Here is a 14,845-nt window from a genome sequence, read left to right on the forward strand (position 1 = left end):
CTCAGCCCCGCTTCGAGAAGGTGATGGGCTCCTCGACGTAGGGGCCCCACGCCTCGCGGAGCTCCTCCGGGATGCGCTGGGGCCTGCCCGTCGCGGCCGTGACCAGCACCAGAGTGGTGGCCGCCTTCGTGAAGAGCACCCGCGGGACGACGCCGGCGGGCGAGTAGAGCTCGTAGCAGACCTCGAGGCTCGCCCCGCCGATCCGCCCGATCCACAGCTCCACGTCGATCGGCGCGCGCATGTACGGGATCGGCGCGAGGTACTCGATCTCCTGCCGGGCGATGAGGCTGATCGACTCGGCGCCCGGCCGTGCGTCGAGCACCGCCGTCGCCATCCCGCCGGGCTGCGGCGAGTCCGGCTTCCAGAACGCCTGGATGCGCGCCTCCTCGAGCAGGCGCAGCATCTCGGCGTTGTTCACGTGCGCGTAGGCGTCGAAGTCCGACCAGCGCAGCGGGATGGCGACGTGCAGGCGCATCAGTCGCGGGTGAGCTTGCGGTACGCGGAGCGGTGCGGCTTCGCCGCGTCCGGGCCGAGGCGCTCGATCTTGTTCTCCTCGTACGCCTCGAAGTTGCCCTCGAACCAGTACCAGTTGGCCGGGTCCTCCTCGGTGCCCTCGTAGGCGAGGATGTGGGTCGCGATGCGGTCGAGGAACCACCGGTCGTGAGTGATGACCACGGCGCAGCCCGGGAACTCGAGGAGCGCGTTCTCGAGGCTGCCCAGGGTCTCGACGTCGAGGTCGTTGGTGGGCTCGTCGAGCAGGAGCAGGTTGCCGCCCTGCTTGAGCGTCAGCGCGAGGTTGAGGCGGTTCCGCTCGCCGCCGGAGAGGACGCCGGCCTTCTTCTGCTGGTCCGGGCCCTTGAAGCCGAACTGCGAGACGTAGGCGCGGGAGGGGATCTCGGTCTTCCCGACGGTGATGTAGTCGTGCCCGTCGGAGACGACCTCCCACAGGTTCTTCTGCGGGTCGATGCCGCCGCGGCTCTGGTCGACGTAGGAGATGTCGACCGTCTCGCCGATCTTCAGGTCGCCCGAGTCGAGCGGCTCGAAGCCGACGATCGTCTTGAAGAGCGTGGTCTTGCCGACGCCGTTCGGGCCGATGACGCCGACGATGCCGTTGCGGGGCAGCGTGAAGCTGAGGTCGTCGATGAGGACGCGCTCGCCGAACTGCTTGTGCAGCTTCTTCGCGTCGATGACCTGGGAGCCCAGACGGGGGCCCACCGGGATGACGATCTCCTCGAAGTCGAGCACGCGCGTCTTCTCGGCCTCGGCCGCCATCTCCTCGTAGCGCGCCAGGCGCGCCTTCGACTTGGCCTGACGGCCCTTGGCGTTGCTGCGCACCCAGTCGAGCTCGGTGGTGAGCCGCTTGGCGAGCTTGGCGTCCTTCTTGCCCTGGACCTCCAGGCGGGCGCTCTTCTTCTCGAGGTACGTCGAGTAGTTGCCCTCGTAGGGGTAGAGGTGTCCGCGATCGACCTCGGCGATCCACTCCGCGACGTTGTCGAGGAAGTACCGGTCGTGGGTGACGGCGAGCACGGCGCCGGGGTACTTCGAGAGGAACTGCTCGAGCCAGAGCACGCTCTCGGCGTCGAGGTGGTTGGTGGGCTCGTCGAGCAGCAGCAGGTCGGGCTTCTGCAGGAGGAGCTTGGTGAGCGCCACGCGGCGCTTCTCGCCACCCGAGAGGTTGGTGACGAGGGAGTCCCCCGGCGGGGTGCGCAGCGCGTCCATCGCCTGCTCCAGCTGCGAGTCCAGGTCCCAGGCGTCGGCGGCGTCGATCGCCTCCTGCAGGGTCCCCATCTCGGCGAGGAGGCTGTCGAAGTCGGCGTCCGGGTCGGCCATCGCGAGGGAGATCTCGTTGAAGCGGTCGATCTTGCCCTTGATCTCGCCCACGCCCTCCTGGACGTTCTCGAGCACCGTCTTGGTCTCGTCGAGCTCGGGCTCCTGCATCAGGATGCCGACGGTGTAGCCCGGGCTGAGCCGCGCCTCGCCGTTGCTCGGCGTGTCCAGCCCCGCCATGATCTTCAGGATCGTCGACTTGCCGGCGCCGTTGGGCCCGACCACGCCGATCTTCGCTCCCGGCAGGAACGACATGGTGACGTCGTCCAGGATCAGCTTGTCGCCGACCGCCTTCCGCGCGCGCACCATCGAGTAGATGTATTCAGCCATGCCCAGTCCTCAAGTCCGTCGGTCTGCGCGGAGTCGGGTCGCCCGCCGGTCCCCTGCTCCGCGCGGAGGCGCTGACGGAGGCTCGGACCGGGGCGGGACGCCGGGCCCCGGCCGACGCGGAGCGCAGGCCGCGGGACCGTCCGCACCAGTCGAGGATAACGGGAACTCGCCGGTCCGCGTCGGAGGGAGCGCCTGAACGCGAACCCCCCTCCGCTCCGGCCGGGCCGGTGGGGAGGGCGGATCGCGTCAGCGGACGACGGTGCGGATCAGCTGCAGGGCGTCAGGCGCTCCACCGCCTCGGACAGCGTGTCCGTGCTGCCGAGCAGGATCACCTGCGTCGCCTTGGACGCGGTGATGTCGGCGAGGACCGCCCGGGGCACGCAGGTGGGCTGGACCGCGAAGAGCGGGCTCCTGGTGTAGCCCGCCGCCGTGGCTCCGGCCAGGGCGTCGGGGAACTTCTCACCGGTCGCGAGGTAGACGGTCGTCGCCGAGGTGAAGGCCGCCTTGTTCAGCTTCTCCGAGGTGTCGTACCGGTCGGTCCCGCCGATGCGGGTGATCACCGGGCCCGTGATCGAGCGCTCGATGCCGGCGCTGACCGAGAGCGTCGAGCCCGCGATCGTCAAGCTACTGACCTCGAGGCCGCTGATGATCTGCTGGGTGAGGGGGTCCACCGTGGAGCCGGTTCCGTTGGTCAGCACCACCGGAGCGCGATTCGCGCCGGCTGCGGCGCTGGCGCTCAGGGCGTCGGGGAACTTCTCGCCCGTGGCCAGCCAGGCCATCGAGGAGCCGCCCCTGAAGGCGTCCTGGAGGATCAGCTTCGAGGTGTCGTAGCGGTCGACTCCGCCGATGCGTGTGGTCTTCCCCTTCGGCGCATACCCGGCCAGGTCGTTGTAGACCTGGCTGCCGACGCTGAGCTCGGAGCCGACGACGACGATCTTCGCGGGCTTGAGACGCGTCAGCTCGGTGCGGACGACCTGGCTCATCGAGTCGCGGTCGACCAGGAGCAGCGGCCCGCCCGCCTTGGCCGCGGCGGGTCCGGCGCTGAGCGCGTCCGGGAAGTTCTGCCCGGTGGCGACGTAGACGACGGGGACGTTCGCCGGGAAGGTGCGCTTGGACACCTCGACCGCGGTGCCCTGACGGTCGGTGCCCGAGATGCGCGAGACGGCCGGCGAGCCGGCGGGCGGGGCGGTCGGCGTTGCGGTCGGCGTGGGCGTGACCGGAGGAGTGGTCGGGGTCGGCGTGACCGGCGGGGTGGTCGCGGTGGCCGTCGGGGACGGCGTGACCGGCGGGGTGGTGGCTCCGCTTCCCGTCACGCGGACCGCGGCGTCCGACGTGATGGTCGCTCCGCGGGGCTGGTCCACCCTGCCGTTGCTGACGCCGGTGACCTGGACCAGGCTGCTGGCGCGGTCCTTGTAGGCGTCGTAGGCGCTCGAGGGGATCGTCACGGTGACCGCGGACCGTCTGCTGTTCGTACTCACCTGGGCGGGGATCCGCTCGGTCCTGCTGGGACCGACATAGGCGGCGAGCCCCTGGAGGTCGTAGAAGTCGTCCCGGTTGGACTCGAGGACGACGGTGTCGCCACCCTTGACGTCCAGAGCCGTGTCGACCTTCTCGTACGCGAAGTACGCGGCGCTCCGCTGGAGCGTCTGTGCGCTGCTGCTGAGGTCGACCCCGCCGACACCGCCGGCGCCGGAGGCTCCGGCGACGGAGAGGGTGGCCGACGTGGTCAGCTCAAAGCCGCTGTCGACCGGCTGGCCGATCGGAGTCTCTTTCTCCTCCAGCGGCGGCTTCTGCGCCGTGATCTGGAGGGCGACAGTCCCACCGCCGAACGAGGAGAGGGGCCGCTTCAGGTCGATGAGGAAGGTGCGATCCCCGGGGTCGAGTTCCACCGACCCTGTGAGGGCGTAGTCGCCGATCACCCAGTTGTACGTCGTGAACGCCGGGTACCTCCCCGTCGGCCGGGCGGAGTCGGACAGCGTGACGTCGAGCCCGGTGACATCTCCCGCCACGGGAGCGGTCTGAGCGGCCGAGAACGTCTCGGTGGTCGACCAGCTGTAGGGGTAGGGCTTCGTCTGCAAACGCGTCTCCGCTGCGGCAGCCGCTCCGGCTCCTGTCGTCACTCCGAGAACGACGGCTGCCGTGCTCGCGACCGCGATGGCGGCGCGCCTCCACCTCGCTCGCGTCGTCGTCTGCGGTCGGGATGTGGTCATGGCGAGTTCCCCCTCGTCGTGGTCCTCGTGCCGAGCACTCCTGTCGGCACGTCCGTCGCGGTGCCCGCGCTGGGGCCCACGTGTCGGTCAGGGCAGCCTAACCGTGCGGAGCGGCGTCCCGGGGAGGGGAGGGCGCCGCCGACCACCGGGATCGTCGACCGGTCCGCTCGCACGAGGCTGTGCTCACGCTCGGATCCGCACCGGTCGGAGTGGTCCTGCAGGAGCGTCGGGCGAACACCGGGCGCTCTCGGACTCGACGGGCGAGGGGCCTTGTCGAGGATCCTTTCGTCCCTTCCGACCCCGACCGGGGCTCATGGCGGAGCGGACCCCGGTCGAGGCGAGCGCGTCAGCGCTGGATCGGTACGGTCCGGCCGACCAGGCAGGCGCCGGTCGCGATCGGTGCCGCGATCACCGCCCGCACCCCGCCGCTCTTCGGGCCGTACTGGCCGATGAGGCACGACTCCCCGAGCTTGACGGAGACCTGCACCGAGTCCGCGTCGAGTCCGACCGAGGTCTCGTCCGCTGTCAGCTGCATCGACTCGCGGGAGAACCCCGCCGCGACGAGCGCGTCGACCACGCTGGAGCCGCTCACCTCCGGATCGGGCTCGGCCGCCGCGCGAAGGGTCTGCTCGAACACGGGGAGGTTCTGCTCCGTCGTCCCGCCCGGCACGAAGGCGACGGGTGCGGCGGACTCCGCCGGTGCCGGCGCCTCGGCCGCGGAGGAGGACACCACGGGGTCCGGCGCCGACGGCGACGTGCAACCGGAGAGGCAGACGGCGAGACCGCCGAGCACGAGCGCGATGCGGGCCGCTCGGTTCCGTGTCACGCCCGGCTCCTCCCGACCGGGACGGCTCTCGCTCCGGTCCCCCGGATCAGAACGGGGTCTCCCCGGATCCTACCGAGAGACCGGGAGCGCCTCCGCCGACGCCCGCCGCCACCGGCGGCTCGGGCACGGCATCACCGCGGTCTTGGCCCGACGCGCCCCAGTCCCCCGCCGCGGCGCCCTCGCGCGGCGCCTCCTCGCTCCACGCGGGCTCGGCGGCGGGGGCGGGAGCAGAGGCGCGCCCGACGGTCTTCGTGAAGCTGCTGGTCCCCCAGGCGAGGTCGTGCCCGATGCCCTCGGCCGTGAGGACCACATCGGTACCGGCCTTGCCTCCCGCCTCCCAGGCCCTCACCCCGAGCCGCCCGGTGACCAGGATCCGGTCGCCGCGCGACAGGGAGGACAGCGCGTTGCCGGCCAGGCCGTTGAACGCGGTGACGGTGTACCAGTTGGTCGAGACGTCGACCCAGCGCTGCTCCGAGCGGTCGTAGCGCCGCTGCGTCGAGGCGAGCCGGAAGCTGGTCATCGCGGTGCCGCTGGAGGTGTCGATGCTCCGGGGCTCGGTGCCGATGGTCCCGATGACGGTCAGGGTGTCGGTCATGGTCGTGTCCTCTCTACTCCTGCCCCGCCACGGCTGCGACGGGCACGGCGCCCGGGCGGAGGGGGCTGGTACCACTCGGGCGCCGCAGGGCCAGTGTCGCGACGAAGGGCCCGCCTCCGAGGTGGAGGCGGGCCCTTCTGGGGAGAGGACGAGCGGATCGTCCCCTGTGGAGGAGCGTTACGATGCGATGATGTACCTCGAGTAGGACTTGCGGATCTTGTTCACCTTGGGCAGTGCGACCGCCATGCAGTAGCCCTGGCCCGGGTTCTTCGCGAAGAAGTCCTGGTGGTAGTCCTCGGCGGGGTAGTAGACGCCCAGCGGCGAGATCTCGGTGACGATCGGGCCGTCCCACCACTCGGACGCACGGTCGCGCGCGGTCTCGAACAGCTCCTTCTCCTCGTCGGAGGAGTAGAACATCGCCGAGCGGTACTGCGTGCCGACGTCGTTGCCCTGGCGGTTCAGCTGTCGCGGGTCGTGCAGGGTGAAGAAGACGTCGAGGACGACCTGCTCGGGGATGACCTCGGGGTCGAAGGTGACGGCGACGGCCTCGGCGTGGCCGGTGCGCCCGGAGCAGACGTCCTCGTAGTCGGGCTCGGTCGTGCGGCCGCCGGTGTAGCCGGAGACGACGTCGGTCACGCCGTCGAGGACGCGGTAGACGGCGTCCAGACACCAGAAGCATCCTCCGGCGAGTACGAATGTGCGCATTGCGTGTGACTCACTTCCTGTCGCGTCGACGCGTCCGGGGTGCCGGAGGCGTCAGTCGGTCCAACACGCTCACCGCCCCCTGCATTCCGCGGATCCGCCCCCTGCAATAGAGTCGCGGCGTGAGCTACGACGCCGCCCCCGCCCGCTACGACCGCATGGACTACCGACGCACCGGACGGAGCGGCCTGCTGCTGCCCGCCCTGTCGCTGGGCCTCTGGCACAACTTCGGATCCGACCGCTCCCTCGACACGCAGCGCGCGATCCTCCGCCGCGCGTTCGACCTGGGCGTCACCCACTTCGACCTCGCGAACAACTACGGACCGCCCTACGGCGCCGCCGAGACGGCCTTCGGCCGCATCCTCGCGGAGGACCTCCGCCCGTACCGAGACGAGATCGTCATCTCGTCCAAGGCCGGATACGACATGTGGCCCGGCCCGTACGGGGACGGCGGCTCGCGCAAGTACCTGCTCTCCTCGCTCGACCAGAGCCTGCAGCGGATCGGCGTCGACTACGTGGACGTCTTCTACTCGCACCGGCCGGACCCGGAGACTCCGATCGAGGAGACCATGGGCGCTCTCGTCTCGGCGGTGGAGTCGGGCAAGGCGCTCTACGCCGGCATCTCGAACTACTCGCCCGAGCAGACCCGGGCCGCGCAGGCGGCACTGGCGGGCAGCGGAGTGCCGCTCCTCCTGCACCAGCCCCGCTACTCGCTCTTCGACCGCGGACCCGAGGACGGCCTCTTCCCCGTGCTCGACGAGCTCGGCACCGGCTGCATCGTCTTCTCGCCGCTGGCGCAGGGGCTCCTGACGGACCGCTACCTCGACGGCACCGTGCCGGAGGGGTCCCGCGCGGCGACGTCGCGCTTCCTCTCCTCCGACCGGATCGACGAGGCGTACCTGACACGCGCCCGCGGCCTGAACGCGATCGCGCAGCAGCGCGGCCAGTCGCTGGCCCAGCTCGCCCTGAGCTGGGTGCTCCGGGTGCCCACCGTCACGAGCGCCATCATCGGCGCGTCGAGCGTCGCGCAGCTCGAGCAGAACGTCGCCGCGCTGGACGCCGGCCCCCTCTCGCAGGAGGAGATCGACGCGATCGAGGAGTTCGCGGTGCACGGGACGACCCTGCGCTGACGCCCCGGCGGGGATGTCGGTGGTCGGCCGTAGTCTGCGACAGCACTCGGCCGGTGGGTGCTCCGAGACTCGAGCAGGAGGAACCGATGTCCCTGTCCACGCTGCACGCCACCCGCACCCCGCCGACGCTCACCCGGGTCAACGCCCGGCTGTGGCGCGTGAGCACCGGCTCGGGTGCCGTCGTCGGCCACATCGAGCTGGTCGAGGATCCGCTCGGCGAGCGGTACCGCGCCCGGCTGCTGCGGGCGGGCATGCCCGCCGGCGCCGAGCTCGGCGAGTTCTGGAGCGTCGACGACGCGATCGAGGTCTTCCGCGTCGCCTGACGCGCCGATCCGCCCGGTCGGCGGCGTGCCGAACGGGCGGCGGCGACCGCCCCGGATAGCGTTCGCCCCATGCAGTGGTGGAACGAGTTCATGTCCTGGATCCGCACGAGCGACGGGCACCAGGCGGTCTTCACGGCCGCTGTGGTCCTGCTGGCCGTGGTGGTCGGAGCGATCGTGATCGGCTCCGTCTTCCGGGCCTCCATCGCGCGCCTCATCCGTCAGCAGGATCACGAGCGGAAGAACGCGGTCATCGCGACGCTCGTCGACGCCGCGGTCGACGCCTCGGCCTGGAACGTCCTCAGCAGCCCGGAGCGCGTCCTCAGCGACCGCGCGTCCGCGCAGGCCGAGACGCACCTGCGCCTCCTGCCCGTCAAGGGCTCCGGAGTCGCGGCCAACTGGGCCGCTCACGAGCTCGCCGAGCTGAAGCACACGTCGAGCACCGGCGGCTACCAGACGCAGGCGAGCGTGGGCGAGTTCCGCGACCGCCTCGTGCAGTGGCGGGACAAGCCCGGGCGCGCCCGGAAGGCCTTCCTCGCCGACCTCGAGCGCTGGCGCTTCTCGGAGACGGGTCGAGACCGCTCCGCCGAGTCCGCTCCGTCGTCCGATCGGGCCGCGAGCACCGCCGAGGCCGCTCCCCAGCGCACCGCTCCCCCGGCCGCCGCACCGACCGCCGTCGCACCGGTCGTCGTCGGCGCGGGCTCCGCCTCCGGCTCTGCAGCCCCGCAGACGCCCACGATCGTCCTCCCCGCGTCGGCCGGGGACGCCTCGCAGGAGGAGACCCGCCGCCTGCTCGCCGACGTCGACCGCCTGGAGGTGCCGTCGCGCGAGCGTCCCGTGGAGGAGCTGCCGCCCGTCGACCCGCAGCGCTCGGCTCCTGCCGCCGAGCCGCAGCCGGACGCGGAGCACGACGCGACGCCGTCGGCTCCGGCCGACGGAGACCGCGACGACGTGCCGGCCGACGACGAGGCGGTCGTCCGGGCGGACGAGGCCCGGTTCGAGCGGTCCGCCTCGGACGACGACCGAGGCCAGGACCGCAGCTCGGTCTGAGTGCTCCCGACCACGAGAAGAAGGCCCCGATCGCGAGTGCGATCGGGGCCTTCTCCGTGGTGCGGGCGGTGCGTGTACTGACTAGCTGTGTGCATCACGTGCACGGGCGACTCGGCCGACCAGTACGGCGAGGGGCGCCGCGACGATCGTCCACGCGACGGCGATTCCACCGAGGATGGCGAGGAGCAGCATGGTCGTACCTCCGTTCGTTACGTCGTTGTAATTCCGGACACCACAAGACTAGGTGCCTGAATGACACTCAAACGACTTCGGGTGGGAAACACGCCGGTGTTGCCTCCGATTTGCCGGTGCGTTACTGGTAGAGCGACCGCGAGTCCTCGTCCGAGGGTCACCGGAGCGGAGGAAAACCCCGTGGGTGCCGGGCGTCACTCCTCGGAGGAGCGCAGCGCCGCCCGAGGAGAGGCCGCGACGCGGTCGAAGGACGGGCGCGAGGCGTCGACGCTGATCCGCACGCCACCGGGACAAGACTAGGGACGGCGACCGGCGCGCTCCCGATCCGATGGTGCCCCCGGCAGGAATCGAACCTGCGACCAAGAGATTAGAAGGCTCCTGCTCTATCCGCTGAGCTACGGGGGCGGACTGCGACCACGATACCGAAGCGCAGGGGCCGCGCCCGCCGGGGCCTAGGCGCCCCGGACGAGTCCCAGCACTCCCACGACCAGGGAGACCACGGCGAGGGCGAGCGACACGCCGATGAGCACCGTGTGCACGCGGAGGAAGGTCGTCGCGCGGCCGTCCGCGTCGCGCGCCCGCGGGTCCTTGCGGACGCGGCGGAGGAAGGGCGGCCAGACGATCGCGTTCCACACGGCGTTGACGATCAGGAGGCAGCAGGCGAGCGTGATCACGAGGGTCCAGTGTAGGAGGAGCGGGACGGCCGGACCGGGTGTCGGCGGCCGCCGATAGACTGCCCCGCATGAGTAGCGCCCCCGACCGTCTTGTCTGGATCGACTGCGAGATGACGGGGCTCGACCTCTCCGTCGACGAGCTCGTCGAGATCGCCGTCGTCGTCACCGACTTCGAGCTGAACCCGCTCGACGAGGGGCTCTCCCTCGTCATCCGGCCCGACGCGACCGCGCTCGAGAACATGGGCGACTTCGTCCGGTCGATGCACGAGACCTCCGGGCTGCTGGTCGAGATCCCCTCCGGCGTCAGCGTCGCGGAGGCCGAGTACGAGGTGCTGGAGTACGTGCTGAAGCACGTCCCGGCGGAGCAGCAGGCCCCCCTCGCCGGCAACTCGATCGGCACCGACCGCGCCTTCCTCGCGAAGTTCATGCCGCGCCTCGACGGCCACCTGCACTACCGCAACGTCGATGTCAGCACGATCAAGGAGCTGGCACGGCGCTGGTTCCCGCGCATCTACTTCAACGCGCCCAAGAAGCACGGCGGACACCGCGCTCTCGCCGACATCCTCGAGAGCATCCGAGAGCTGCAGTACTACCGCCGTGCCGTGTTCGTGGAGCAGCCGGGGCCGAGCACCGCCGAGGTGCAGGCCGTGTCGGCCGCCGTCGTGGACGAGTTCGCCTCGCGGATGTAGTACTCTCGTACAGTTGCTTCGGCGGGTCACCCCGCCGGAACACGCTCCTGGTGGGTATAGCTCAGTTGGCAGAGCGCCTGGTTGTGGTCTAGGAGGTCGCGGGTTCGAGCCCCGTTACTCACCCCAGTGGCTGTGCATGCAGCGGAAGAGGCCCGGAGTTCCGACTCCGGGCCTCTTCGCACATCCGGCGACCGGCAGCGATCGCCGACGCAGAGAGGTCCCGGATGCTCGAGCTGGACGAGGACGCCTTCGAAGCCCTGGTGATCTCCGAGCTCGACGCGCTCCCGGACGACATGGTCGACGGGCTCGACAACGTCGTCTTCGTCGTGGAGGACCGGCCCGAGGACGGGACCCTGGATCTGCTCGGCTACTACGACGGCGTCGCCCTCACCGAGCGCGAGCGCTACGGCTTCGGCGAGATGCCCGACCGCATCGTGCTGTTCCGCGAGCCGCACCTCGCCGCGTGCGACGATCTGGACGCGCTGCGCGACGAGATCCACGTCACGCTCGTCCACGAGATCGCGCACTTCTACGGCATCGACGACGACCGGCTGCACGAGCTCGGCTGGGCCTGACCGCCGCCGAGGGAGAGCCTCCCACCGGCATCCGCTCGTCGCCGCGCTCGGCGGGGACCCCTCAGCCGCGCACCGCTCCCCCGCCGCCCGTGTCCAGCACGAGGTCGGCGTTCTCCCGGGGCCGATCCCGAGCGCAGTAGGAGCGGAAGTCGCGGTCCCAGGCGTCCCAGTGCGGAGCGAAGAGCTCGCCGTCGCGCTCGAGCGCGCGCACGCGCCGCACCTCGTCGTCGGCCTCGAGCCAGACCACCAGATCGGCGTGGCGGCGCGCGGCGGCGCCGGCCGATCCGCAGCCCTCGAGCACGAGAAGCGTCTCGCGGACGACGCGGCGCCCGGCCGTCGTCCCCGCGGCCCAGTTCCAGGGCCGCCAGTGCGCCGCGAGGCCGAGGCCGTGGGGGCGGACGAGCGTCCCGGCCGTCTCCCGCGACGCCCGGTCCAGGCCCGTCCAGCCGGGGTAGAGGTCGTCCATCCGCACGAGCGCGACCGACGATGCCGCCGGCGCGAGACGGAGCTGCTCGACCAGCGCGCGCGCGAACGTCGACTTGCCGGAGCCGCTCGGTCCGTCCAGCAGCACCGTCCGACGACGCCGCGCGATCACGGAGCGGGCGAGGTCGCCCGCCGTGTGATCCGTCAGCGGCAGGATCCGCTCAGCCATGCAGGACGAAGCTCCAGGAGCCGGTGACGACGGCGGCGGTCACGGCGACGGCAGCGATCAGCACTCCGCCCGCGAGCAGCAGGAGGTCGCCGGCTCCGAGGCGCGACTGCCGCGCCCAGGTGCGCGGGACGCCGGAGCCGAAGCCCTTCGCCTCCATCGCCGTCGCGAGCCTGCTCCCCCGCCGGATGGCCAGCACGAGCAGCGAGAACGTGCGGGCCGCGAGGCTGCGGAGCGCCTCGACGGGCCCGCGGCCGTCGGCGACCCCACGGGCCCGGCGGGCCATCGACAGGGTGCGCCAGTCGTCGACGAGCAGACCGACGAGCCGCATGCCGGCGAGAGCGCCGAGCACGAAGCGCGAGGGCAGGCGCAGGATCTGCGCGAGGCCGTCCGCCAGGTCCGTCGGGTCGGTGGTGGCGATGAGGACCACGCTCGGCAGTCCGATCGCCAGGACGCGCAGCGCGATGGCCAGCCCGAGGGCGACGGATCCCTCTGTGACCGACACGATGAGGAACTCCGCGTAGACGGCGCCGCTGTCGCGCCCATAGAGGACTGTCGAGAGGCCGGCGAGCGGAGCCGCGATCCAGACGGGAGCCGTCCGCCGCACGAGCTCACCCGCTCGGAGCCCCGCGAAGGGCAGAACCAGCAGCTCGAGCGCCAGCGCCGTCGCCGCGGAGACCGCATCGACCGTGAGGAGGAGCGCGAACGCGATGACCAGGCTGGCGAGGAGCTTGGCCACCGGGTTGGCCCGGGCGATCCGGCTGCGCGCGGGAACGGAGTCGAGGAGCGTCATCCCGACACCACCTCGCGGGCGCCGAGGGTGACGACCGAGTCGGCGAGGGCGGCCACCAGCGCCTCGTCGTGGGTGACGGCGAGCACCGCCGTGCCCGCGTCGCGCTGATCGGCGAGGAGGTCGACGAGCACCTCCCAGGTCAGGCGGTCCTGCCCGAACGTCGGCTCGTCGAGGACGAGCACGGACGGCGACCGGGTGAGGGCGGACGCGACGGCCAGGCGCCGCTTCTCGCCTCCGGAGAGGGTGAACGGGTTGGCGTCGGCGAGGTGCGCGAGGCCGAGGCGCTCCAGGAGCTCCTCCGCCCGATGCCGCTCCGTCTCGTCGCGGGCGCCCAGCGCGAGCTCGGCGCGCACGCGAGCGGTGAGGAACTGGTGCTCCGGCTCCTGGAACACCATCGCGATCCGTCCGGCGAGCTGAGCCGAGGTCCAGCGGATCGGCTCCGGGCCCGCACCGGCGCGGAGCGACTTGGAGGCGGTCACCCGCCCCGCGACCGGCGGCAGGAGACCGGCCAGCGTGAGCGCGAGGGTCGACTTCCCCGCGCCGTTGGGTCCCAGCACGGCCGTGGCCCGCGCGGAGTCGACGGCGAGCTCGAGCCCCGAGGCCACGATGGTCGAGCGGCGGCGCCCGAGGACGGGCCGGCCGATGGCGAGGTCGTGCGCGCTCAGGGCGGCGGGCGAGGGCAGCACGCTCGCCCCGCGCCGGGCGGGGGTGTCACCGGGCAGCCAGACGCCGGAGGCGCGGAGCACGTCGTGCGTTCGATCGAGGACCTCGACTGGAGCGCCGTCGGCGACGACCGCGCCGTCCCGCCCGAGCACCACGACCCGGTCGACGAGGCCGACCCACACGTCGACCCGGTGCTCGACGACGATCAGCGTCGCCCCCGTGCGGGCGGCCGTGCGCTCCACCGCCGCCCGCACCTCGCGTACACCGTCCGGATCGAGGTTGGCGGTGGGCTCGTCGAGGAGCAGGAGCCGCGGACGCATGGCGAGCACACCCGCCAGGGCGAGCCTCTGCTTCTGCCCGCCCGAGAGCGCCGAGGTGGAGTGGTCCAACGGCACGTCGAGCCCGACGTCGCCGAGTGCCTCCCGCACCCGCGCGGGGATCTCCTCGCGCGGCACGCCGAGGTTCTCGCAGGCGAACGCGACGTCGTCGCCGACCCGCGCCAGGACCGCCTGAGTGTCCGGATCCTGCAGCACGAGCCCGGCGACACCGCGCCGGGTGAGCGGCGCCGCTCCGTCGATCTCGAGCTCGCCGGCCGCGGAGCCGTCCTCCTCCCCGCCGAGGACGCCGGCCAGGGCGTGCAGCAGCGTGCTCTTTCCCGCGCCGGAGGGGCCGAGGAGCAGCACGCGCTCCCCCGGCTCCAGCGCGAGATCGAGGCCGGAGAGGGCGTCGCGGGAGCGTCCCGCGTGCCGCCAGCTCCAGCCCCGCGCCCGGACGTAAGCGCCGCTCATCGAGCGCCCGCGCCGGCTCCCTCGACCGTCCGGCCCTCGCGCCCGGAGGCGAAGCGGTCCAGCGCTCCCGAGGCCGCGAGCCCCCGCACCGCGAACCAGGACAGCAGCCCGGCCAGGAGCGCGCCCGAGACGATCGAGGAGGCGACGTAGACGGTCTTGAAGAGCGCGTCGTTGACGGCGTAGTACGACAGCAGGTCGTTGATCGCGAGGGCGAGCCCCGCACCGGCACCGGCCAGCATCGCGACGAGCGGACGGCCGCTGCGGTAGAGGAAGAGCGCCAGGACGATCTCCGCGCCGAGTCCCTGCACGAGTCCGGAGATCAGCACGGTGAAGCCCCACTGGGTGCCGATCAGAGCCGACACGGCCGCGGCGACCAGCTCGGTGTAGAGCGCGGCTCCGGGCTTGCGGATGATCAGGCCGCCGAGGACGCCGGCGAAGAGCCAGCCGCCGCCGAGGAGCCCGCCGAGCCCGGGCAGGAACTCGAAGGCGAGGCCGAGGACGTTCGTCGCCAGGCCCCAGGCCCAGAAGACGATCCCGCTCGCGACGGCGACGACGCTCGCCACCACGATGTCGACGACCCGCCAGCGCAGATCGCGCCGGGCCGGGGCGGAGGAGGTGAGGTTCTGCGCGTTCGTGTTCTGCGCGTTCGTGTTCTGCGCGTTCGTGTTCTGCACTGACGTGCCCTTTCGTGGAAGCGAATGGAGGGCACGGGTTGGTAAGAGGAGATCGAAACGTTCCTTCGCTGGCATGACCCAGATCAGGTTCGACGGTCGAAGGCTGCTGCCTTCCTCTCAGCCCGGTGCACCGGACTCCCGTGTTCGTCGGCAATCAT

16 protein-coding genes, 2 tRNA genes and 1 riboswitch are annotated in these 14,845 nt (G+C 71.8%); of the genes, 6 read left to right on the forward strand and 12 right to left on the reverse strand.

From position 1 onward, the window contains the following. Window position 1 precedes the first annotated feature (1 nt). From C5C35_RS06835 to msrA, 6 genes are all read right to left on the reverse strand, one after another. Complete coding sequence (locus C5C35_RS06835; RefSeq protein WP_104223707.1) at window positions 2-475, reverse strand: thioesterase family protein; 474 nt, start codon at window positions 473-475, stop codon at window positions 2-4. Next, window positions 475-2,157 (reverse strand): energy-dependent translational throttle protein EttA, encoded by a 1,683-nt coding sequence (gene ettA / locus C5C35_RS06840; protein ID WP_104223708.1) that lies wholly within the window; start codon window positions 2,155-2,157, stop codon window positions 475-477. Before ettA ends, C5C35_RS06835 begins: the two co-directional genes overlap by 1 nt. Window positions 2,158-2,423: 266 nt before the next feature. Then, a complete protein-coding gene (locus C5C35_RS06845) occupies window positions 2,424-4,367 on the reverse strand; it encodes a cell wall-binding repeat-containing protein (protein ID WP_104262816.1) in 1,944 nt (647 codons plus the stop codon). Window positions 4,368-4,713: 346 nt separating this feature from the next. Next, window positions 4,714-5,193, reverse strand: coding sequence for a DUF6993 domain-containing protein (locus tag C5C35_RS06850; protein WP_104262817.1), 480 nt, complete (start codon window positions 5,191-5,193; stop codon window positions 4,714-4,716). A 46-nt stretch (window positions 5,194-5,239) separates the two neighbouring features. Next, entirely contained in the window at window positions 5,240-5,788 is a 549-nt protein-coding gene (locus tag C5C35_RS06855; RefSeq protein WP_104223711.1) for a single-stranded DNA-binding protein, read from the reverse strand. 177 nt (window positions 5,789-5,965) lie between these two features. Continuing rightward, the gene (gene msrA / locus C5C35_RS06860; RefSeq protein WP_104262818.1) at window positions 5,966-6,493 is read right to left on the reverse strand and encodes a peptide-methionine (S)-S-oxide reductase MsrA; all 528 of its coding nucleotides are present in this window, start codon (window positions 6,491-6,493) and stop codon (window positions 5,966-5,968) included. A 119-nt stretch (window positions 6,494-6,612) separates the two neighbouring features. Here msrA and C5C35_RS06865 point away from each other — a divergent pair, with 119 nt between their 5' ends. The 3 genes from C5C35_RS06865 to C5C35_RS06875 all read left to right on the forward strand — a co-directional run bounded on the left by C5C35_RS06865 (window position 6,613) and on the right by C5C35_RS06875 (window position 8,990). After that, complete coding sequence (locus C5C35_RS06865) at window positions 6,613-7,620, forward strand: aldo/keto reductase (protein ID WP_104223714.1); 1,008 nt, start codon at window positions 6,613-6,615, stop codon at window positions 7,618-7,620. Between the two features lie 86 nt (window positions 7,621-7,706). Beyond that, the gene (locus C5C35_RS06870) at window positions 7,707-7,943 is read left to right on the forward strand and encodes a hypothetical protein (RefSeq protein WP_104223715.1); all 237 of its coding nucleotides are present in this window, start codon (window positions 7,707-7,709) and stop codon (window positions 7,941-7,943) included. Between the two features lie 69 nt (window positions 7,944-8,012). Then, window positions 8,013-8,990 (forward strand): hypothetical protein, encoded by a 978-nt coding sequence (locus C5C35_RS06875; protein ID WP_104223716.1) that lies wholly within the window; start codon window positions 8,013-8,015, stop codon window positions 8,988-8,990. A gap of 521 nt (window positions 8,991-9,511) precedes the next feature. On the opposite strand, the gene C5C35_RS06880 is transcribed toward C5C35_RS06875, so the two are convergent. Then, window positions 9,512-9,587, reverse strand: a tRNA-Arg gene (locus C5C35_RS06880). A gap of 47 nt (window positions 9,588-9,634) precedes the next feature. Beyond that, the gene (locus C5C35_RS06885; protein WP_104223717.1) at window positions 9,635-9,856 is read right to left on the reverse strand and encodes an SCO4848 family membrane protein; all 222 of its coding nucleotides are present in this window, start codon (window positions 9,854-9,856) and stop codon (window positions 9,635-9,637) included. 68 nt (window positions 9,857-9,924) lie between these two features. Between C5C35_RS06885 and orn the strand changes: the two genes are divergently transcribed. From orn to C5C35_RS06900, 3 genes are all read left to right on the forward strand, one after another. After that, on the forward strand, window positions 9,925-10,545 hold the full coding sequence (orn, locus tag C5C35_RS06890) for an oligoribonuclease (protein WP_104223718.1): 621 nt from the start codon (window positions 9,925-9,927) through the stop codon (window positions 10,543-10,545). A 50-nt stretch (window positions 10,546-10,595) separates the two neighbouring features. Further along, window positions 10,596-10,671: transfer RNA gene (locus C5C35_RS06895), tRNA-His, on the forward strand. Window positions 10,672-10,769: 98 nt separating this feature from the next. Next, window positions 10,770-11,120 carry a metallopeptidase family protein gene (locus tag C5C35_RS06900; protein WP_104223719.1) on the forward strand — a complete coding sequence of 117 codons (351 nt, stop codon included), beginning with the start codon at window positions 10,770-10,772 and terminating at the stop codon, window positions 11,118-11,120. Between the two features lie 61 nt (window positions 11,121-11,181). Here the strand turns inward: C5C35_RS06900 and C5C35_RS06905 are convergent, their stop codons facing one another. The 4 genes from C5C35_RS06905 to C5C35_RS06920 are packed head-to-tail and all read right to left on the reverse strand — an operon-like array spanning window position 11,182 to window position 14,687. Then, window positions 11,182-11,772 (reverse strand): AAA family ATPase, encoded by a 591-nt coding sequence (locus C5C35_RS06905; RefSeq protein WP_219812296.1) that lies wholly within the window; start codon window positions 11,770-11,772, stop codon window positions 11,182-11,184. Beyond that, entirely contained in the window at window positions 11,765-12,562 is a 798-nt protein-coding gene (locus C5C35_RS06910) for an energy-coupling factor transporter transmembrane protein EcfT (RefSeq protein WP_104223720.1), read from the reverse strand. Before C5C35_RS06910 ends, C5C35_RS06905 begins: the two co-directional genes overlap by 8 nt. Next, complete coding sequence (locus C5C35_RS06915; protein ID WP_104262819.1) at window positions 12,559-14,013, reverse strand: ABC transporter ATP-binding protein; 1,455 nt, start codon at window positions 14,011-14,013, stop codon at window positions 12,559-12,561. Before C5C35_RS06915 ends, C5C35_RS06910 begins: the two co-directional genes overlap by 4 nt. Continuing rightward, window positions 14,010-14,687, reverse strand: a complete 678-nt coding sequence (locus C5C35_RS06920) for an ECF transporter S component (RefSeq protein WP_104223722.1) — start codon at window positions 14,685-14,687, stop codon at window positions 14,010-14,012. Before C5C35_RS06920 ends, C5C35_RS06915 begins: the two co-directional genes overlap by 4 nt. A gap of 43 nt (window positions 14,688-14,730) precedes the next feature. Then, window positions 14,731-14,838: riboswitch (TPP riboswitch) on the reverse strand. Between the last annotated feature and the right edge of the window lie 7 nt (window positions 14,839-14,845).

Origin of the sequence: Rathayibacter sp. AY1F8 (assembly GCF_002932165.1) — a bacterium.
Classification (GTDB): domain Bacteria; phylum Actinomycetota; class Actinomycetes; order Actinomycetales; family Microbacteriaceae; genus Rathayibacter.

Bases quoted from the DNA above. Each gene is read 5' to 3' on its own strand.
- C5C35_RS06905 (WP_219812296.1), bottom strand. From the start codon at position 11,772: ATGGCTGAGCGGATCCTGCCGCTGACGGATCACACGGCGGGCGACCTC.
- C5C35_RS06910 (WP_104223720.1), bottom strand. From the start codon at position 12,562: ATGACGCTCCTCGACTCCGTTCCCGCGCGCAGCCGGATCGCCCGGGCC.
- C5C35_RS06870 (WP_104223715.1), top strand. From the start codon at position 7,707: ATGTCCCTGTCCACGCTGCACGCCACCCGCACCCCGCCGACGCTCACC.
- C5C35_RS06855 (WP_104223711.1), bottom strand. From the start codon at position 5,788: ATGACCGACACCCTGACCGTCATCGGGACCATCGGCACCGAGCCCCGG.
- orn (WP_104223718.1), top strand. From the start codon at position 9,925: ATGAGTAGCGCCCCCGACCGTCTTGTCTGGATCGACTGCGAGATGACG.
- C5C35_RS06900 (WP_104223719.1), top strand. From the start codon at position 10,770: ATGCTCGAGCTGGACGAGGACGCCTTCGAAGCCCTGGTGATCTCCGAG.
- C5C35_RS06915 (WP_104262819.1), bottom strand. From the start codon at position 14,013: ATGAGCGGCGCTTACGTCCGGGCGCGGGGCTGGAGCTGGCGGCACGCG.
- ettA (WP_104223708.1), bottom strand. From the start codon at position 2,157: ATGGCTGAATACATCTACTCGATGGTGCGCGCGCGGAAGGCGGTCGGC.
- msrA (WP_104262818.1), bottom strand. From the start codon at position 6,493: ATGCGCACATTCGTACTCGCCGGAGGATGCTTCTGGTGTCTGGACGCC.
- C5C35_RS06835 (WP_104223707.1), bottom strand. From the start codon at position 475: ATGCGCCTGCACGTCGCCATCCCGCTGCGCTGGTCGGACTTCGACGCC.
- C5C35_RS06875 (WP_104223716.1), top strand. From the start codon at position 8,013: ATGCAGTGGTGGAACGAGTTCATGTCCTGGATCCGCACGAGCGACGGG.
- C5C35_RS06845 (WP_104262816.1), bottom strand. From the start codon at position 4,367: ATGACCACATCCCGACCGCAGACGACGACGCGAGCGAGGTGGAGGCGC.